The sequence below is a fragment of the Candidatus Limnocylindria bacterium genome (assembly GCA_036523395.1).
In the GTDB taxonomy this organism is placed as follows: Bacteria; Chloroflexota; Limnocylindria; order P2-11E; family P2-11E; genus CF-39.
In genome coordinates, this window is sequence record DATDEH010000040.1 from 1 (window position 1) to 18554 (window position 18554).

The following is an 18554-nucleotide window of genomic DNA, read 5'->3' on the forward strand; positions in this document are numbered from 1 at the left end:
CGGTCTGAGGGCCATTCGGAATCGGCGTCGTCGACGAGGAGCACGAACTGACCCGCCCAGTGCGGCGTCGTGTACGCGCCGTCGTTGCGGTCGATGTTGATGCCGGACACGACGCCGGCGTAAGTGAAGCGCAGCCACCACTCGTCGCCGTACCACTCGTCGAGGCCGATCGGCTGTCCGGTCTGGAAGCCGGGCGTGCGGTACTTGTCCGGCCGCCGGCTCGCGGTCTCCGGCCGCATGTCGCCACGCTGCGGGTCCTCGACGATGACCTGGTCGATCTTGTTGGCCGGGTCGTCGTAGAACGTGCCGAACACGCCCGTGAAACCGACGAGCAACGGGTCGTGCTGGCCGGCGAGCGAAACGACATGCACCGGCTTCCCGCTGCGCACGAGCCAGTAGACCGCGGACTTCGTGGCCTCCTCGCGCGTGGCGAAGCGGTAGTAGTGATAGTTGTTGTTCGGATCGAGCCGCTTCTGGATCGTCGCGATCGCGACGGGATCGAGCCCCGGATCGCGGCTCTTGTTGTAGGACCTCGCCGTCGAGAGGATCTGCTCGGCGGTCTGTGGGTCCTGCTTCGCGGTGTAGTTCTGCACGATGCGGATGCTCGCGGCCGCGCACGCGAGCGGATCGCCCGTCGGGTTCTCGAATTCCGTGAACCACTTCACGTCGGTGAGCTTGTCGCCCATCGTCCTGAATTTCTGGTCGTAGCGGAACGTGTCGCGGCCGACCGTGAGCGAGAGCGTCGCCGTGTAGTCCGTCGCGCCGCGGATCAGCCCCTGGCAGCTGAGCACGCCTTTCATCCCCGACGCATCGAGCGATGTCGCGCACGGAAAGCCCGGGTCGGGGAGGAGCTGGAACGCCGCCTTCTGCACCTTCTCGCTCGACTCCCATGTCGCGCGCATCGACCGCGCGGTCTGCGTGCAGCAGGTGTCCTGCGTGAACTTCACGTCGGGCGCTTTCGTGGTCGGCGACGCCGCCGGTGTCGGGCTCGCGCCGACGCCGACGTCCCCGGGTCCGCCGCGCAGGATGAAGCCACTCACCGCGATGGCGAAGATCAGGCCCACCATCACGACGACCGCTTGGCCGAGTCGCTCTCCGGGCGTGTACATACAGCTTGCGGACATAATCCTCGCACCCCGTGCAGGACATCCACCCGATCGCTCCAGTACGCCACCCGCTCGTCGACAAACGCGTTCGCGTGCCCGCCTCGAAGAGCGTCGCGAACCGCGAGCTCGTCCTGTCCGCGATCGCGCACGGTCGCTCGCGTCTCGAGCTCGGCCCGCTCGATCCGGGCGCCGACGTGCGCGCTATGGCGACGGCCCTCGCCGACATGGGCTACCTGGTCAGCTGGGACGGAGCAACGATCGCCGTCACCGGCGCGGGCGACGCGCAACCCGCGAAAGACGCAGTCGTCGACGCGCAGGAGGCCGGCACGGTCGCGCGCTTCGGCACCGCCGTCGCCGCGCTCGGCGCGCGTGAGGTGCACATCGACGGTGCGCCTCGCATGCGCGCGCGTCCGATGGCCACGCTAGTGACCGCGCTCCGAAAGCTCGGCGCGACGATCGACGTCGAAGCTCTGCCGCTCACCGTGCGCGGTCCGCTCGTGGGCGGCGAGGTCGATGTGCCCGGGCACGAGTCGAGCCAGTTCGCGTCGGCGCTGATCCTCGTCGGCGCGCGTATGCGAGACGGGCTCCACCTTCGCATCGCTGGTCCGCTTGTATCGGCGCCGTTCGTGGATCTCAGCGTTTCGGCACTGGAGTCACGCGGCGTGCGCGTCGAGCGGCCGTCGGGGCGTGAGGTCGCCATCGGCCCTCAGAAGCTCCGAGGCCGCTCGCTCGAGATCCCAGGCGACGTCACCGCGGCGACGTATCCCGCGGCGGCCGCCGCGATCCTCGGTGGCTGGGTCACGATCACGAACGCGCGCGCCCGCGTGGAGCGCGGCGGTCAAGGCGATGCGCGCTTCTTCGAGCTGATCGAGACCATGGGCTGCCGGGTGCAGCGTCGCGGCGACAGCGTCACCGTGCGGCGCGACGGACGGCTCAACGGCATCGTCGCCAACGTCATGGACTGCTCCGACACCTTCCCCACCCTCGCCGTGATCGCGACGCAGGCAGAGACGCCGACGGAGCTGACGGGCATCGCACACACGCGCGCGCAGGAGAGCGACCGCGTCGCGGCCGTCGCGGCCGGCATCAACGCACTCGGCGGACGAGCACAGGCCTACCGCGATGCGATCCGTATCGAGCCCACCCCGCTGCACGACGGCGTCGTCGACGCCGCGGGCGACCATCGGATCGCGATGGCGTTCTCGGTGCTCGGTCTGCAGGTGCCGGGCGTCGCGATCAAAGGATGGTCGTCTGTGGGTAAGACCTTCCCCGACTTCTACGAGGTCCTGAGGGAGCTCTCCCGCTAGCTCAGCGCGCGGCGCGCCTGCGCGGCGCGTTCGAGGATCGCGTTCAGGGCCGCTGCGTCTCCAGACGCGATCGCGCGGTCGACCTCATCAAGGATCGCGCGGGCGCGCGCGAGCGCGGCGCGCACGTTCTCGCCATTCGCGAGCAGCATCGCGCTGCCAAGATCCGGTGACGTGAGTGCGAGGCGTGTGCTGTCGCCGAAGCCCGGACCGCTGAGCGATGCGAGGTTGCCGTCGACCGTCTCGGCAGCGGTGAGCGCCAGTGCTGCCGCGAACGTAAGTGGAACAGCGGAAAGGACCGCCACGATGCGGTCGTGCTGCGCCGCGGAGCAGACGGTCACCTCGCCACCGGCGTCACGCGCGATCGTGCCCGCGAGCGCCATCGCCGCGCTGTCCGAGCGCGCCGTCGGCACCACCAGGAACGGGCGCCGCTTGAGCAGCTCGGCCGACGCCGCGCCGAACCCGGCGCCGCTGCGACCGGCCATCGGATGAAGTCCGATGATGCGGCAGTCCGCGGCAGCGGATGCCGCGAACGTCTCCACGGGCCCGCGCACGGATGCGACATCGAGAAGGACAGCGGTGCCGGCGCGCGGCGCGAGCGCCTCGAGTGTTGGCACGACGGCGTGCATCGGCGTCGCGACGATCACCGCGTCGGCGGGCAGGAGCGCCTCGAGTGCTCCTGCGACGTCGATCCCGGCGGCGCGAGCGGCGTCGCGGGTCTTCGGATCGGTGTCGAAGCCGGTGACGCGGTGGTGCTCCTTCAGTGCGAGCGCGAGCGAGCCGCCGATGAGGCCGAGCCCCGCGACCCCGATGTTCACGCGCGCGCCGCGACCGGTTCGCGTCCGACGGCGCGCGCGACCGCGCTCGCGCGACCGACGAGCGCCGCGAAGTTCTCGAACGTGAGCGACTGGAAGCCGTCGGACAGGGCGTGGTCGGGGCTCGGATGCACCTCGACGATGAGGCCGTCGGCTCCGGCGGCGACCGCCGCGAGGGCCACCGGCGCGACGAGGTACCACTTCCCAGTCCCGTGCGAGGGATCGCCGACGACGGGAAGATGCGTGAGGCGCTTCAGGAGCGGGATGGCGTTCACGTCGAACGTGTTGCGGGTGTACTTCTCGAAGGTGCGGATACCGCGCTCGCACAGGACGACGTTCCGGTTCCCGCGTGCGAGCACGTACTCCGCGGCGAGCAGGAGCTCCTCGATCGTCGCCGCCATGCCGCGCTTGAGCAGCACCGGCTTCGGCTGATCGCCCACCTCGTCGAGCAGCGCGTAGTTCTGCATGTTGCGCGCGCCGATCTGCAGGCAGTCGGCGACGCGCGCGACCGCTTCGACGTCGCCCGGCGTGAGGACCTCGGTCACGATCGCGAGCCCCGTTTCCGCGCGCGCCTCCTCGAGGATGTCCAGACCCGCCGCGCCGAGTCCACGGAAGTTGTACGGCGAGGAGCGCGGCTTGAACGCGCCACCGCGCAGGATCGTCGCGCCGGCCGCCCGCACGGCCCGCGCGGTCTCGAGTGTCTGCTCGCGCGACTCGACCGAGCACGGCCCAGCCATGATCGCGAGCGGTGCGCCCGCGCCGACGGGCACGTTCCCGATGCGCACGACCGTGTCATCCGGAATGACCTCGCGGGATGCGAGCTTGAACGGGCGACTGACCGGCACGACCTCGGCGACGCCCGGCAGCGACTCCACCGCCTCGGCCGCCGCGCGCGACGTCGTGCCGAACGTGCCGATCGCCATGCGCTCCTGCCCAGGCAGCGAGATCGGCGTGATGCCGAACTCCTGGATGCGCGCGACGACCGCGTCGATCTCGCGCTGCGACGCGCCGCGCTTCATCACGACGAGCACTAGCGGCCCCCGCCGCGCGCATCGTTCGGAAGCTCGACTGCCCACGCCGGGCGAAGCGCCTTCGCGCCCCGGAGGAATGCGTGCCGGATCTCCTTCTGCGACTTCGACGTGTTCCACGCGATGAGGACGCGCACGCACATCCCGAGAGCGCTCGGCACCGGTATCTCCCGGCCGCAGATCAGCGGTACGTCCGTCCAACCGAGGCCGGCGCGTGCGGCGTCCGCGGGAAAAGCGGCGTCGAGATCCGGCGTCACGGTGAACCACACGTAGCCGATGTCGTCCGGACGCAGGCCATTGAGCTCGGTCAGGACGCGGAGCAGCTCCGCCGTGCCATCGAAGATCGCCTTCTGCTCGTTCGCGCGGATGGTCGTCGCGCCGCGCACGCCTCGGACCGCCATCAGGAACGTCCCGCCGCCGCAAGCGATGCGACGAACTCGCGCAGCGCGTCGGGGCGCCGCTCCGTCGGAGCGTTCGTGACCACGTCGATCGCCGCGCTGCCGACGGCGATCCCGTCCGCGATGCCGCGCAGCGCGGACACATGCTCGGGCGTGCTGATGCCGAAGCCGACAACGATCGGCAGGCTGGTGTGCGCGCGCACGCGACCGACGAATTCGGCGACATCGTTCGCGAGCGCGCGGCGCGCGCCGGTCACGCCGGTGAGGGACACGCAGTAGACGAACCCGCGAGCATGCGGCAGGAGCTTTGCGAGGCGCTCGTTCGGGGTCGTCGGCGCGTAGAGGTCGATGCGCAGCAGACCCGCTGATGCGAACGCCGCGTCGAGCTCGGCACTCTCCTCCGCGGGCATGTCGGGGACGATGACGCCCGCGATGCCCGCGCGTGCCCCGGCTGCGGCCAGGTTCTCGAATCCGTACTGCATGAAGGGATTGGTGTAGCCCATGAGCAGGACCGCCGCGTCACGCTCGTACACGACGGTTGCGGCCTCGGACAGGCAATCCCTGAGCGTGATGCCGCTCCGAAGGGCCGCCTCGCTGGCGCGCTGGACCGTCGTGCCATCGGCAAGCGGATCGCTGAACGGCACGCCGAGCTCGAGCACGTCCGCCCCGCCGTCCAGCGCCGCGCGAAGGAGCGCGCCGGTCGACGAGCGATCCGGATAGCCGACGGTGAGATACACGAGGATGGCGAGCCGCCGCTCCTCCCGTGCGCGCGCGAATGCGCGCTCGACGCGCATCGCGCCTGTCACGGCGACGGTCACTTCGCGTCCCCCCGTGCGCGCATCACGGACTCGAGGTCCTTATCGCCCCGACCCGACAGACACACCAGCACGTCCGTCTCATGCCCGTAGCGGACGCGGATGTGCGCGAGATCCGCGATCGCGTGCGCGGGCTCGAGCGCGGGGATGATGCCCTCGGTCTTCGAGAGCAGCTCGAACGCGTCGAGTGCCTCCGCGTCGGTCCGCGACACGTACTCGACGCGACCCGTCTCGTGCAGGTACGCGTGCTCCGGCCCCACGCCGGGATAGTCGAGGCCGGCGGAGACCGAATGCGTCTCGCGGATCTGCCCGTGCTCGTCCTGCAGCACGTAGCTACGCGTGCCGTGCAGCACGCCGACACGACCGCCGCCGATCGATGCGGCGTGCTTCCCGCTCTCGACGCCCAGACCGCCGGCCTCGACGCCACGCAGCCGCACTTCAGCGTCGTCCAGGAACGCGCTGAACATCCCGATGGCGTTCGAGCCACCGCCGACGCACGCGACGACGACGCTCGGCAGCGTGCCGACCCGCTCCAGCCACTGCGCGCGCGCCTCGCGTCCGATGACCCTCTGGAACTCGCGCACCATCGTCGGGTACGGGTGCGGCCCGATCGCCGAGCCGAGCAGGTAGTACGTCGTGCGCACGTTCGTCACCCAGTCGCGGATGGCTTCGTTCACCGCGTCCTTCAGCGTGCGGCTACCCGCATCGACGGCGCGCACCTCCGCGCCGAGGAGGCGCATGCGGAACACGTTCGGGGCCTGCCGGTGCATGTCCTCGGTGCCCATGTACACCACGCACTCGAGCCCAAGGAGCGCGCACGCGGCCGCGCTGGCGACACCGTGCTGTCCCGCTCCGGTCTCCGCGACGATGCGCTGCTTCCCCATCCGCCGCGCGAGAAGCGCCTGCCCGAGCGCGCTGTTGATCTTGTGCGCGCCGGTATGGGTCAGATCCTCGCGCTTGAGCATCACGCGCCGGAGCCCAACGAGCTTCGCGAGTCGCGACGCATCCGAGAGCGGCGTCGGCCGGCCGACCCACTCGCGAAGGAGTCGGTCGAGCTCCTGCTGGAACGCCTCGTCCGCCCGCGCCGCATCGAACGCCGCCTCGAGCTCGGCGATCGCGGGCATGAGGGTCTCCGGCAGGAACTGACCACCGAACTGGCCGTAGCGGCCACGCGCGTTCATGCCGTCGCCGCCTCCGCGGCGCCGATGAGCTGGCTCTTCACCGCGAAGCGCACCAGGGTCTGGCGCGCCTTGCCTCCGTCGATCGCGCGGGATGCGATGTCGACGCCCTCACGCACGCTGCCCGCGAGTCCGGCGACGTAGCAGGCCGCGGCGGCGTTCATCAGGACTGCCGTCCGCGCTCCGCCGGGCTCGCCGTCCAGCACGCGGCGCGCGATGGCGGCATTCGTCGCCGGATCGCCACCGGTGATCTCAGCGCGCGTCGCGCGCGCCAGACCGAAGTCCTCTGGATTGATCGACCCGTCGCGCACGCCACTCGCCGATACCTCCCACGTGCGGGTCTCTGCGGACGGGCTGATCTCGTCGAGGCCGTCCGTCCCGTACACGACCAGCGCGCGCTCCGCGCCGAGCTCGACGAGCGCGCGTGCCATCGTCTCGCCGAGCGCGACGCTCGGGACGCCGAGCAGATAGCGACGCACGCCGGCGGGATTCGCGAGCGGACCGAGCACGTTGAACGCTGTGCGGATGCCGATCTCGCGCCGGACGGGTCCGGCGTGGCGCATCGCGGGGTGGAAGCGCGGGGCGAACATGAAGCCGACGCCCGCCTCGCGCACGCACGCTGCGACGCCTTCGGGGCCGAGGTCGATCTTCACGCCGAGCGCTTCGAGCACGTCCGCGCTGCCGCACTGGCTCGACGCGGCGCGGTTGCCGTGCTTCGCCACGCGCCCGCCCGCGCCCGCGACGACGAGCGCGGTGATGGTCGAGATGTTGATGCTGTTCGAGCGATCGCCGCCGGTCCCGACGACGTCGATCGCGCCGTCCTCGACCACGACCTGAAGCGCGTTCGCGCGCAGGGCGCTCGCGAATCCGGCGATCTCATCCGGCGTCTCGCCGCGCATGCTCAGCGCCGCGAGGAGCGCGCCAAGCTGCGCCGGAGTGGCCTCGCCCGCCATGACCGAGCCCATCGCCGATTCGGCTTCTGCTCGGCTCAGCGTCTTGCCGGACACGACGACCGCGATCGCCTCACGCGCGTCCAAGGAAGTTCTCCAACATCAGCATCCCGTCCTTCGTAAGGACGGATTCTGGGTGGAACTGGACCGCCTCGAGCGGCAACCGTGCGTGGCGCAGCGCCATCACGACCCCGTCGTCGCTGCGCGCCGTGACGGCGAGATCCGAGGGCAGAGACGCTTCCTCGACCATCAGCGAGTGGTAGCGCGTCGCCTCGGTCGGGTCCGGGACGCCAGTGAAGATCCCTTTGCCGTCATGGCGTACGAACGAGGTCTTGCCATGTCGCGGCTCGGGCGCGCGCACGACGCGCGCTCCGAACGCTATCGCGGCGCACTGCAGGCCAAGGCACACGCCGAGCGTCGGGATGCCGCGCTCCGGAGCTTCGCGCACCAGCGATGGCGACCGACCCGCGGCTTCGGGGCGGCCGGGACCGGGCGAGATCACCAGCCGATCAGGTCGCGCATCCATCGCCGCCTGTAGGCGCGGGTCGTCGGCACGCACCACATCCACGACCGCGCCGAGTGCGCCCATCGCTTGCGCGAGGTTGTAGGTGAAGCTGTCGTAGTTGTCGACGAGGAGCACTGACGTCATCGGGACAGCTCCCCACCCGCGAGCTCCACCGCGCGCAGCAGCGCGCGCGCTTTCGCACGCGTCTCGGCCTCCTCCGCCGCGGGTTCCGAGTCGGCGACGATGCCGGCACCTGCCTGGATGCGGCACACGCCGCGTGCGATCGTCGCTGTGCGGATCGTGATGCAGGTGTCGAGCGCACCGTCGAAACCCAGGTAGCCGACCGCGCCCGCGTACGGTCCGCGCTGATCCGTCTCGAGCTCGGCGATGCGCTCCATCGCGCGGATCTTCGGCGCGCCGGAGACGGTGCCCGCCGGGAAGCACGCCCGGAACGCATCGAGTGCGTCAAGCTCCGGCTTGAGCTCGCCTTCGACGACGGAGGTGAGATGCATGACGTGCGAGAAACGATCCACGCGCATCAGTTCCTTCACCTTGACCGTTCCAGGCCGCGAAACGCGACCGATGTCGTTGCGCGCGAGGTCGACAAGCATGACGTGTTCGGCACGCTCCTTCTCGGACGCGCGAAGCTCCGCCTCGTTCGCCGCGTCCTCCGCATCGTCCTTGCCCCGCGGCCGCGTGCCGGCGATCGGATGCATGACGACCTTCCCACCTTCGACGCGCACGAACGGCTCGGGCGACGCGCCGACTAGCGTCGCCGACATGGTCTCGAGAAGGAACATGTACGGCGACGGATTCACGTGTCGCAGCGCGCGATACAGCGCGAGCGGATCCGGCGCGGGCGTTACGTCAAATCGCTGCGCGAGCACGATCTGGATGCAGTCGCCATCGGCGATCAGCTCGCGAGCGCGCGAGACGCGCGCCATGTATTCCTCTGGTGTGCCGTTCGCGCGTATCGAAACCTCTCCGGCGGGCGTACGCGCGAATGGCGGCAGCGGCGCGTCAAGCGCCGCGAAAACACGATCGATCCATCGCGCGGCGTCGCCGGGATGGGCCGCATCGTCGTGGGCCAGTACGGTGAGGGTGTGCCTCAGGTGGTCGAACGCGACGACGGTGTCGTAGATGCCGAAGACCATTTCGGGTAAGCCCCAAGGACCGTACGGATCACGTACCGCCACCGGGAGGCGCTCGAAGCGGCGCGCTGTCTCGTACCCAACGAACCCAACGGCACCACCGCTGAATCGCGGCAGGCCCGGGTGTGGACGACGTCGATAGCGGCGGAGTTCGGAGCGCAGCGTCGCGATCGGGTCGAGCGCCGGCCGCGAACCGATCTCGCCGCGACCCTGGGGGTCACGAAACTCGGTCGTCCACGCCTCACGCGTGACCTCGCCGCCGCGGAAATAGAGGGTTTCGCGCGGCGCGACCCCGATGAAGGAGTAACGGCCCATGCGCTCACCGCCTTCGGCCGACTCGAGGAGGAACGCGCCGCCGAGAGAGCGCAGCTTCGCGAACGCGGAGACCGGCGTCTCGAGGTCAGCGAGACGCTCGCGCATGACCGGTACGAGCTCGATGGCCGCTTCGGCGCTGATCACCACGTTCTTCTCCCCTCGGTCGCTGCTCGCTCCCGAAAACAAATAGCCCCCGCCCGATCTCGGGACGAGGGCTCGTGGTGCCACCCGATCGTGCCGCCGCATCGCTGCGCCGGCCTCCGCCGCTGCTTTCTTGATGTCGGAAGCGCCCGGCTTCGCCGGCCGCCTCCGGACCCCAGTCAACAGCGCGCCCGTTGGTAACGGCGGGCTGCCGGCCGCGGCTACTCGTTCCCTTTCGCCGCGGCGTCTCGCGAGAGCCATTCGAATCGCGCTCGCCGTCCCGGTTCTCACCGTCTCCGGTTCGCTTCCCGGTCCGCGCGACCTACTCGTTCCCGCTCGAACGACGCTTCCGGCATCGTAGCGAAATGGCCGGTTTTTGGCCATGTCTGCGCCCAGGCTCGGTAGCGCAGGCCCGGTCCGTACAGTTGATAAGTGAAGAACTTACGAGCGTCTGGTCGGCCCCCCGGTCGCATGGCGGTGCGGTCCACCCTGCCCACCCATCCCCCGACCAAGGTGCGGGAGACGCTCCGCGGCCTGCCCACGGCGACCGGCTACACGGTCACGGTGAAGGCCCTGCGCTACCGCACCGGGCCGCACCTGCAGGCCTTCACGTACTGGGATCACCCCGAGATCGTCATCCAGGTCCCTGAGCCATTCCGGCCGTTCCGCGAAGTGGTCGATCTCGGCGCCTGGGGCTCGCCGAACGTGCTCTTCCGCACGCGGCGGGAGGTCATCCGGTTCCTCTATCTCCACGAGTTCTGCCACTGGTGGCTTTACCTCACGCACGGCTGGGGCGCCGCCGCTGAGATCGCCTGCGATCGCTACGCGTACACCAACTACCGTCGGCTTGGGCCCGTTCGTCCACCGGCGATCCGGTCCCCCGGAGAGCGCGCCGCCTAGTCGCGCTCGGACCGCTCGCGCAGGTGCTCGAGCGCGAGTGGCGGGATTTGCAGCCCGAGCGGCACCTTCAAGTTATGGCGCGCGACGAGCGCGTTGAGCTCTCGAAGCGCGCCGTGCAGCTCCGACTCCACACGCGCGTCGAAGTCGCTCGTGGCGCGAGCCGTGTCGAGGATCCGCTCGGCCGGAAGGTCGCGGAGGAGCGCCGCGCGATCCGACAGCCAGTCGCGATGCGCGCGGAGGCGGCGGGTGATGCGATCGCGCCGGCCCGCGATCTCGCGGCGCAGCTCGACGAACTCCGGCGTGAGATTCGCGTTCTTCGCCAGATGCCGCGCCGCCCAGCGCTCGCCGGCGTCGGGATCGTCGTCGGGAAGTGGCGCGCCCTCGCCTGGGAGCTTAGAGAGCTCGCCCATGTCGGCAAGCTCGCGGATCTGCTCGTCGATCCGGCGTTCGATGCGTCGCAGCCTCGCGGCCGGGCCGTCGTCCACGGCCTTCAAGTATCAGGCGATGCGTGCGGTGACGACGCCCCCGGGCGCGACCGCGACCGCGGTCGGGACCAGGGCGACGCCGTACTTGCGAGCAAGCTCCGGTCGCCGGGACACGTCCACCGTGAAGACGTCGCGTCCCGCGGCAACGAGCTCGCGCTCGAGCGTGTGGCAATCCGTGCACAGCGGGTGCGTGAACTGCACGACGACCTCGCCGCTGCGTCCGGCGGCGCCGATCTCGGCAAGATCGACGTGCGCGATGCTGCCCGGACGGATGCCGCGCACCCGTGCGCCGATGCGGTAGATCTCGCAGCCGACGCAGAGCCCGGTGGTCGCCGCGAGCAGCGCCAGCGCGGCGACGAGGAGACCAAGACCCCAGCCGATCGTCGCAAGACCGAGTGCGTGCGCGAGCGTGGCACTCCCGAGGAAGACGACGCCGACCATGTTCGCGAACCGCGGCGGGCGGCTGTCCTCGATCGGCCCTTCGCCGAAACGAGGTTGGAGCACGTCGAAGTAGAGCAGGCACGGCAGGCACCAGCGCCGACCGAATCTGAGACCGATCGCGAGCTGCGCCGCGAGGAGACCGAGGATCGGCCACCAACCCGTCACGAACGCGAGCAGCGACAGCGTGCCGACGATCGCCTGGTTCGTGCGCGGCGCACGCGCATCGATCACATCGGTGTCCTTCCACGGATCGGCGGTGCGCGCGAGGGCTGCCGTCATGCGACCACCACCTCGCGCGTGCCCGCTCGTGCGCGTTCGAGGAGCCACTGGGCGAAGCGTTCGTGTGGATCGAAGCCCACGAGCGACGGCGCATCGGTCACGAAGTTCGACAGCGCGTTGATGTCGTACACGTACGGCAGGCCGTCGCGGGCAGCGACGAGGTACTCCACTCCACCGACGTCGAGGCCGCCGACCCGCGCGATGCGGAGCACCAGGTCGAGGATCGGTCGCGGCGCCTCGAACGCGTCGATGCGGAGCCGCTTCTTGGCCGGCGCGTCGACGACGCAGTTGTCGAACTCCGCGATCTCCTGCACCTGGCAGATGTCCGCGGGGCACAGGTTGAAGTCCTGCCCCGGCCCGTTCGCGATGCGGATCGCGTAGAGGTATTCACCACCCAGGAATTCGACGCGCCGGCTGCTGCCGTCCTCGCTCTCGATGAATTCCTGAACGAGGCCGGTGCCGTCGGGCCCGAGATCGAGCTGGGCAGCTCCGGCAGAGAGCTCCGCGGGCGAACCAAAGCGACGCATGTGCGCTCCGGACCCGCCGACGTTCGGTTTCACGATGATCGGAAAACGCAGCTCGCTCGCGGCGCTCGGCGCCTGCGCCGGGTCGGTGATGAGGCGCGCTGCGGGCGCGCGGATGCCGAGCTGGCGAAGTAGGAGGAGCTGGCGCGCTTTGGACGTCTCCAGCGCGAACGCGCGGCTGCCGTTCACGACCGGAGTGCCGCGCCCCTCGAGCAGCGGCAGGAGCTCACGCGCGACGGCGATGCTTCGCGCGTGACCGCGGAGGTACGACGATGGAGACACCTTGTTGACAGCGAGAGACCAGTCGGGCGCGGCCCCGGCGGGATCGAAGGTCAGCTCGTTCGCGAACACGCGCTCATAGGGCGCGCCAACGCTGTCAAGCGCTCCGAACAGCGGGGCCATCCAGGCTTCGTTCTCGTACAAGATCGCGATCGGTTGCATCGATTTCCGAGGCTAGTCCTCGGGAATCGCGGGTCGCGTAGATGCGTGCACCCTGGCCCATACGATCGGCCGGGATGGGCGTTCTGACCCGAGCTCAAGGGATCTGATCCAGCCGACCTCGCGGACGTGCTCGTCAGCTTGCGCGACCACGCTCGGGAGGCGCGAGCTTCAGACCAGCGCCGCCGGTCTAGGCCGTGACGCCGCCGACCCGAAGTGGCACGACGGCGCGCGGTGTGTATTTCGGGCCGCGTGGTGAGAGGCGGCTCTCGAACAGGACGACATTGTCCGCACGGAACCGTAGATGCGGGAGACGCATCGCCTCGACGGCCGCAGCGATCGCTCGCGCGTCCACGAGGTCCACATCCTCTCGAGCGCGTCCGATCGTCACGTGTGCTCGGAGCGGTTTGCTGTCGAATCCGATGGTTCGGCGGCCAAGCTCGGCCCGGAGGTGCCCACCAAGCGCTAGCAGCTGCGGCGCGCCGGCGCCGATCCCCAGCCACACGACCCGTGGTCGGCCGGTGGGCGGGAAGCGACCCGAGCGGTCCAGCTCGATGTCGAACGCGGTAACGCCGCTCGCGGCCACCTCGACCGCGGCCGTCACGTCCGCGAGCCGCTCGTCAGGTGTTTGACCGAGGAACGCCAGCGTGACGTGCATGAGTTCCGGCTTCACGCGGCGGAGCGCCGGAAGATCGGGAGCGCAGCGGAACGCCGCCTCGGCGATCTCGGGTGGGAGTGGGAGCGCGACGAAGAGCCGTATGCGCGAAGGTTAGAACCCTGCGGCGTGGGCCTCGTCAGCGACTAGCAGAGCGATGAACACCACACCGAGAAGGCCACTGAAGCACGCGAGCGCGGTCGTGCGGATGCGCTCGCTGTGCGAGATGCGTTCCCGTGTGTCGGCGATCAGAGCACTCATTCCGACAGACGCTTAAGCAAGCAGCGTGCCGCATGTTCCTCGCCCGAGCGTGTTACCCGAACGTCATAAACGGCCCAAACGGGCCGAGTTCTGAGCCTTAACGACGACTGAAATCCCGCGGGCGCGGTGCGTTATTAGGCGGGCGTCGGCGCTGTGGCTGGACCCTTGGCCTTTTTTGACTTCTCACGCTCTGGCTCGCCCGCGGGAGTGCCGGGCGGGGTCGTGTCAGGACCACCGGTTATCGCCGCGACCGGAGTCTCCTCACCGGGCTCGTCGAACAGCGCGTCGAACTCCTCGGCCTCGAGCGATTCCTGCGCGATGAGCTTCTGCACGACAAGATCGAGCTTGTCGCGGTTCTGCGTGAGAACTTCGTACGCACGCTGGCGCGCGCGATCGACGATGTCATGGACCTCGGCGTCGATGATCTTCGCGATCTCCTCCGAGTAATTCCGCTCTTCCTGGATCTGTCGGCCCAGGAAGATGAGCTCATCGCTGCGGCCGTACTGGAGCGGGCCGAGCTTCTCGCTCATGCCGAACTTGGTGACCATCTGCCGCGCCATCTGCGTTGCCTTCTCGATGTCGTTGCTCGCACCGGTCGTGGCGTCACCACCGAGGTGCAGCTGCTCGGCGACCCAACCGCCAAGTGCGGCGGCGATGTCGTCCTCGAACTCCCGCTTGGTGCGCATGTACCGGTCTTCCTGCGGGAGCGACCACGTGACGCCCATGGCCATTCCGCGGGCGACGATCGAGATCTTGTGCACCGGGTTGGTGTGCTTGAGCAGCTTGAAGCAGAGCGCGTGGCCGGCCTCGTGGTAGGCCACGATCCACTTCTCTTTCTCGGTGATGACACGCGAACGGCGTTCCGGACCCAGGGCGACCTTCTCGAGCGCCTCTTCGAAGTCGATCTGGCCGATCGTCTTCTTGTTGCGGCGCGCGGCGAGGATCGCGGCCTCGTTCACGACGTTGGCGAGGTCGGCGCCCGAGAAGCCGGGTGAGATCTGCGCGATGCGGAGCAGCTCGACGTTCTTGTCGAGTGGCTTCCCGCGGACGTGCACGTCGAGGATCGCGCGACGGCCCCGGATGTCGGGGCGGTCCAGCACGACCTGACGGTCGAAGCGGCCGGGACGGAGAAGGGCCGGGTCGAGAACGTCGGGACGGTTCGTCGACGCGAGAACGATGACGTTCGTGCCGGTGTCGAAGCCGTCCATCTCGACGAGGATCTGGTTCAGCGTCTGCTCGCGCTCGTCGTGCGATCCACCGAGGCCGGCGCCACGCTGGCGACCGACCGCGTCGATCTCGTCGATGAACACGATGCACGGTGCGTTGCGCTTGGCCTGGTCGAACAAGTCACGGACGCGCGAGGCGCCCACGCCCACGAACATCTCGACGAACTCGGAGCCCGAGATCGAGAAGAAGGGCACGCCGGCCTCGCCGGCGACGGCGCGCGCGAGCATCGTCTTGCCGGTGCCGGGCGGTCCGACGAGCAGCACGCCACGCGGGATCCGCGCGCCGAGACTCGAGAACTTCTCCGGATACTTCAGGAACTCGACCACTTCCGAGAGCTCCTGCTTGGCCTCGTCGACACCGGCGACGTCCTCAAAGGTCGTCGTCGGCTTGTTTCCGATGAACATCCGCGCGCGGCTCTTTCCGAACGACAGCGCCTGGTTATTCGTGCCCTGGGCCTGCCGCATCATGTAGAAGAAGAAGCCGCCGATGAGCACCACCGGCAATAGGCTCAGGAATATCGAGCCGATCACTGAGAACGTCGCGCTCTCCGTCTGATAGTCGATGATGACCTGCCGCGACGGGTTCGCCGTGTTGTAGTCCGACAAAGTCTTCTGGAAGATCTCGTCGCGGTCCGGCAGCGTGGTCTGCTGTTTCTCGCTCGTGGAGTTGTTCAGCTCCAGCGTCGCCTTGTTCGCGACGATGGTGACTTTCTTGACCTGCCCGCCGTTGATCTCCTGCACCGCCTGGCTCAGCGGGATCGTGGCGACCGCCGGCGTCTGCGAGCGGTACGCGTACAGCAGCGCGAGCCCCATGACCACCAGAAGAAGGGTCAGGATGCCGTTCTTGAAGATGCGGTTATCTAGGTTCGTGGTCGGCCTCTCTCTGTGCCCCGTGGGCGCTCTTCTTTCAACGATGCTACCTGCTCGCGGTTACCAAGGGTCATTCCTGAGGGGTAATCCCCCACTCGGAGCGCTCGGAGCGCCGATCGGCCGGAACGCGGCGGGGGTGTGATCCCAGGGATCCACAGAACGGCGTCGTCGACGGTGACCAACGGCCATTCATCCCTGTCGCGCGCAGGAACCTTCGCGTTCGTGAACACATCCTGGACCTTTGCACCATGCGGACCGTTCATGCGATCTCCGGACCGGCGCCCACGAACGATCACGCTTTCCCCATCGATGAGACCAACCTGCGACGCCCCTTCGATATTCACATCCCATGCGAAGCGCCAACCATGCCAGTCCGTCGTGCGACCGCGCTCGAGCGTGACCGGACCGTGTCTTAGGGACTTCTTATCCGTCGGCGCGGATCCCCGGTCGGCCGGCGCGGATTCCTCGTCGCGAACGACGATCCGAAGCGTCTTGTATTCACGGAGCGCTCGCCCGCCGGGCAGATCGAGGGATCGCGAGCCGTTCGTGGACGCCACGAGCTCTCCCAGCGCGGAACGATGACGCGCGACGAGGCGCTGACCCGTACGCCGCGCCCACCAGAGCGCGAGCGCGTCTCCGCGGGCGGCGTTTTGGGGCGGCAGGCGGTCGATGGCGAGCGTGTCGTCGCTCTCCGCGCCCTCCAGCGTCGCCTCAGCGTGCTCCGCCTTGGTGTCGGCGATCGCTGCGGCGGCGTCGGCGAGGCGCGCGATCGCGCTCGTGACCTCCGGATTCAGTTTGGTGAGCTCTGGCAGCACGCGGAGGCGGATGCGGTTGCGCGCGAAGCGCAGCGAGCGATTCGTCGGGTCTTCGCGCGGCGCGATCCGTGCCGCTTCGCACACCGCGACGGTGTCGGATCGACCGATCGCGAGTAGCGGGCGCACGATGCCGTCGCGCTCCGGCCGCATGCCGGCCATTCCCGCGAGTCCGGTGCCGCGCGTGAGATGGAGAAGCACGGTCTCCGCTTGATCGTCGCGCGTATGACCGGTGGCGATCGCCGTCGCGCCAAGATCACGTGCGACGCGACGCAGAAAGTCGTATCGAGAGTTGCGCGCGTCGTCCTCGTTCTTTGGCGGAGCGTCCGCTCGACCGACGCGCAGCGTCGCGCCGATGTGGTTCGCGAGCTCCGCGACGAACGCGGCGTCGGCGGCCGCGGCACGCGGACGCGCGCGATGATCGAAGTGCGCGACGTGGAGCACGAGTCCGAACTCTTCGCGCAGCTCGGCCATGAGCAACGAGAGCGCGGTCGAATCGGTGCCGCCAGAGACGGCGAGGACGATCGGACCGGGGCGAAGGATCGAATGGGCGCGCGCGTACGCGCGCACGGTGCTGACGATGTTGGATGGCGCTCCGATTGACACCGGTGGCTGGGGCGGGACTTGAACCCGCGACCTAGGGCTTATGAGTCCCTTGCTCTGCCAACTGAGCTACCCAGCCAAGGGGCTCTGGCCACTCGATTCTACTGTCGAAGGCGTGACCGCCGCGTCCTCGGCGGCAAGGCGAGCGCGGAACTCTTCCTCAGTCATCGTGTGCTTTCTCGCATTGCAGTTGCGGCAGGCGGGCAGGATGTTGTCGATGAAGTTCGTGCCTCCCCGAGTTAGCGGCAAACGATGATCGGGTTCGAGCGGACCCGGCTCGCCACGGTACGCGCATACGTTGCCCCACCGTGCGACCAACTCACGCCACTCGGCGCCAGTGAATGACCCGGGCGCCGCCATCCTTCGCGCACGGTACGCCTGCTCCTTCGCGCGCCTGACCTCTGGGTGACTCGCCAGGTACGCGGCTCTCTGGGCATTCATCGTTGCCCCGTCGCGTAGTCGAGCCGCTCGCTTGTACTTCCGGCGTCGCTCACGCACGAGCTCGGGATTGCGAGCGCGCCATCGGCGCATCGCCTCGCGCGCCTTGTCTGCGTTTCGCTTCATCCACTCGCGCCCGTAAGCCCGTTGTCGTGCCGGATGCTTGTATGCCACGTCACTCATCTACCAAACAGGCGACTCCGGTGCAATGGGACCAGCGCGGTAGTGTGTCGCCGATGGCGGGCGATCCGCGCTCGATCTGCGCCGAGTGCGGCCACGTGCGGTCGTTTCACGATCGCGCTGCGGCGCGCACGCTGGCGAGCGCCGACCTCACGAGCGAGAGGAACTGCTACCGCGAGGTCGGCGGCGCAGCGTGTCGATGCAGCGGCTTCCGCGATTCGGGCGAGGTGGCGATCGCGGCAACCGGGCAACCGCGGGCAGGCCGGAGCCCTATGACGGCCGCCCTGCTCGCCTTGGTGCTGGTCGTGATGGGACTCGCACTGCTGTACGCGTATCGCTCGCAGAGCCCGGCCGTACCGTCGGTCGCGTTGTCACAGGCGATCCAAGAGATCAACGCGGGGCAGGTCGCGAAGGTGACCATCATCGGCAACAGAGCAACACTCGACCTTCATAGCGGCGGTAAACATCAGACCACGCTGCCGGACCGCGATGAGATCTTCCAAAAGACCCTCGCGGACTACAACGCTGCGAACCCGTCGCGTCAGATCGTCATCGACTACCGCGCTGAGGATTCGTCGTTTGCCCTTATCGGGTCGATCTTCCTGAGCCTGCTGCCCGTGCTCCTGCTCGGAGCGTTCTTTACCTACTTGTTCCGCAGGTCCGTGTCTCGCTGATCGCCAGCACGTTCGGCGGCGAGGCGCGCGCGGAACTCCTCTTCGGTCATCAGGTGCTTGCG

General features: G+C 69.0%; 19 protein-coding genes and 1 tRNA gene. 3 read left to right on the forward strand and 17 right to left on the reverse strand.

The annotated features are described in order from the left end of the window. On the reverse strand, positions 1-1109 hold a 1109-nt coding region (locus VI056_04605; GenBank protein HEY6202303.1), incomplete at its 3' end, for a hypothetical protein. Between the two features lie 29 nt (positions 1110-1138). Here VI056_04605 and aroA point away from each other — a divergent pair. After that, positions 1139-2413: a 3-phosphoshikimate 1-carboxyvinyltransferase gene (gene aroA / locus VI056_04610; GenBank protein HEY6202304.1), complete on the forward strand. Its 1275-nt coding sequence runs from the start codon at positions 1139-1141 to the stop codon at positions 2411-2413. Here the strand turns inward: aroA and VI056_04615 are convergent. From VI056_04615 to VI056_04650, 8 genes are read right to left on the reverse strand one after another with little or no spacing between them, the layout of a single operon-like run. Then, positions 2410-3228, reverse strand: coding sequence for a prephenate dehydrogenase (locus VI056_04615; GenBank protein ID HEY6202305.1), 819 nt, complete (start codon positions 3226-3228; stop codon positions 2410-2412). The two genes, aroA and VI056_04615, sit on opposite strands and share 4 nt — an antisense overlap. After that, a complete protein-coding gene (aroF, locus tag VI056_04620; GenBank protein HEY6202306.1) occupies positions 3225-4256 on the reverse strand; it encodes a 3-deoxy-7-phosphoheptulonate synthase in 1032 nt (343 codons plus the stop codon). Before aroF ends, VI056_04615 begins: the two co-directional genes overlap by 4 nt. Further along, complete coding sequence (aroH, locus tag VI056_04625) at positions 4256-4654, reverse strand: chorismate mutase (GenBank protein ID HEY6202307.1); 399 nt, start codon at positions 4652-4654, stop codon at positions 4256-4258. Before aroH ends, aroF begins: the two co-directional genes overlap by 1 nt. Further along, the gene (gene trpA / locus VI056_04630) at positions 4654-5469 is read right to left on the reverse strand and encodes a tryptophan synthase subunit alpha (GenBank protein HEY6202308.1); all 816 of its coding nucleotides are present in this window, start codon (positions 5467-5469) and stop codon (positions 4654-4656) included. The genes aroH and trpA overlap by 1 nt, the downstream gene beginning before the upstream one ends. Beyond that, positions 5466-6647 (reverse strand): tryptophan synthase subunit beta, encoded by a 1182-nt coding sequence (gene trpB / locus VI056_04635; GenBank protein ID HEY6202309.1) that lies wholly within the window; start codon positions 6645-6647, stop codon positions 5466-5468. The genes trpA and trpB overlap by 4 nt, the downstream gene beginning before the upstream one ends. Then, positions 6644-7681, reverse strand: a complete 1038-nt coding sequence (gene trpD, locus VI056_04640) for an anthranilate phosphoribosyltransferase (protein HEY6202310.1) — start codon at positions 7679-7681, stop codon at positions 6644-6646. The genes trpB and trpD overlap by 4 nt, the downstream gene beginning before the upstream one ends. Next, complete coding sequence (locus VI056_04645; GenBank protein HEY6202311.1) at positions 7668-8243, reverse strand: aminodeoxychorismate/anthranilate synthase component II; 576 nt, start codon at positions 8241-8243, stop codon at positions 7668-7670. Before VI056_04645 ends, trpD begins: the two co-directional genes overlap by 14 nt. Then, positions 8240-9709, reverse strand: coding sequence for an anthranilate synthase component I family protein (locus VI056_04650; protein ID HEY6202312.1), 1470 nt, complete (start codon positions 9707-9709; stop codon positions 8240-8242). Before VI056_04650 ends, VI056_04645 begins: the two co-directional genes overlap by 4 nt. Positions 9710-10138: 429 nt before the next feature. Here VI056_04650 and VI056_04655 point away from each other — a divergent pair, with 429 nt between their 5' ends. Then, a complete protein-coding gene (locus VI056_04655) occupies positions 10139-10606 on the forward strand; it encodes a hypothetical protein (GenBank protein HEY6202313.1) in 468 nt (155 codons plus the stop codon). Here VI056_04655 and VI056_04660 read toward each other — a convergent pair. The 8 genes from VI056_04660 to VI056_04695 form a co-directional block, all read right to left on the reverse strand. Next, positions 10603-11091, reverse strand: coding sequence for a DnaJ family domain-containing protein (locus VI056_04660; protein ID HEY6202314.1), 489 nt, complete (start codon positions 11089-11091; stop codon positions 10603-10605). The genes VI056_04655 and VI056_04660 overlap by 4 nt on opposite strands. A 12-nt stretch (positions 11092-11103) precedes the next feature. Next, complete coding sequence (locus VI056_04665; GenBank protein ID HEY6202315.1) at positions 11104-11811, reverse strand: DUF4395 family protein; 708 nt, start codon at positions 11809-11811, stop codon at positions 11104-11106. Then, positions 11808-12776: a hypothetical protein gene (locus VI056_04670; GenBank protein ID HEY6202316.1), complete on the reverse strand. Its 969-nt coding sequence runs from the start codon at positions 12774-12776 to the stop codon at positions 11808-11810. The genes VI056_04665 and VI056_04670 overlap by 4 nt, the downstream gene beginning before the upstream one ends. 187 nt (positions 12777-12963) lie before the next feature. Further along, positions 12964-13533 carry an RNA 2',3'-cyclic phosphodiesterase gene (gene thpR / locus VI056_04675; GenBank protein HEY6202317.1) on the reverse strand — a complete coding sequence of 190 codons (570 nt, stop codon included), beginning with the start codon at positions 13531-13533 and terminating at the stop codon, positions 12964-12966. A gap of 9 nt (positions 13534-13542) precedes the next feature. Next, on the reverse strand, positions 13543-13689 hold the full coding sequence (locus tag VI056_04680) for a hypothetical protein (GenBank protein HEY6202318.1): 147 nt from the start codon (positions 13687-13689) through the stop codon (positions 13543-13545). Positions 13690-13823: 134 nt separating this feature from the next. Beyond that, positions 13824-15830 carry an ATP-dependent zinc metalloprotease FtsH gene (gene ftsH / locus VI056_04685; GenBank protein HEY6202319.1) on the reverse strand — a complete coding sequence of 669 codons (2007 nt, stop codon included), beginning with the start codon at positions 15828-15830 and terminating at the stop codon, positions 13824-13826. Then, positions 15776-17167 (reverse strand): tRNA lysidine(34) synthetase TilS, encoded by a 1392-nt coding sequence (tilS, locus tag VI056_04690; GenBank protein ID HEY6202320.1) that lies wholly within the window; start codon positions 17165-17167, stop codon positions 15776-15778. Before tilS ends, ftsH begins: the two co-directional genes overlap by 55 nt. A gap of 39 nt (positions 17168-17206) precedes the next feature. Beyond that, a tRNA-Met gene (locus VI056_04695) sits at positions 17207-17279 on the reverse strand. A 595-nt stretch (positions 17280-17874) separates the two neighbouring features. On the opposite strand from VI056_04695, the gene VI056_04700 reads away from it, so the two are divergent. Then, positions 17875-18492: an ATP-dependent metallopeptidase FtsH/Yme1/Tma family protein gene (locus VI056_04700; protein ID HEY6202321.1), complete on the forward strand. Its 618-nt coding sequence runs from the start codon at positions 17875-17877 to the stop codon at positions 18490-18492. The last annotated feature ends 62 nt before the right edge of the window (positions 18493-18554 follow it).

What these genes read in the sequence shown, in the direction of transcription:
- trpB (HEY6202309.1), bottom strand. Translation starts at nt 6,647, where the DNA reads ATGAACGCGCGTGGCCGCTACGGCCAGTTCGGTGGTCAGTTCCTGCCG.
- VI056_04665 (HEY6202315.1), bottom strand. Translation starts at nt 11,811, where the DNA reads ATGACGGCAGCCCTCGCGCGCACCGCCGATCCGTGGAAGGACACCGAT.
- VI056_04680 (HEY6202318.1), bottom strand. Translation starts at nt 13,689, where the DNA reads ATGAGTGCTCTGATCGCCGACACACGGGAACGCATCTCGCACAGCGAG.
- VI056_04700 (HEY6202321.1), top strand. Translation starts at nt 17,875, where the DNA reads ATGGCGGGCGATCCGCGCTCGATCTGCGCCGAGTGCGGCCACGTGCGG.
- VI056_04670 (HEY6202316.1), bottom strand. Translation starts at nt 12,776, where the DNA reads ATGCAACCGATCGCGATCTTGTACGAGAACGAAGCCTGGATGGCCCCG.
- VI056_04645 (HEY6202311.1), bottom strand. Translation starts at nt 8,243, where the DNA reads ATGACGTCAGTGCTCCTCGTCGACAACTACGACAGCTTCACCTACAAC.
- aroH (HEY6202307.1), bottom strand. Translation starts at nt 4,654, where the DNA reads ATGGCGGTCCGAGGCGTGCGCGGCGCGACGACCATCCGCGCGAACGAG.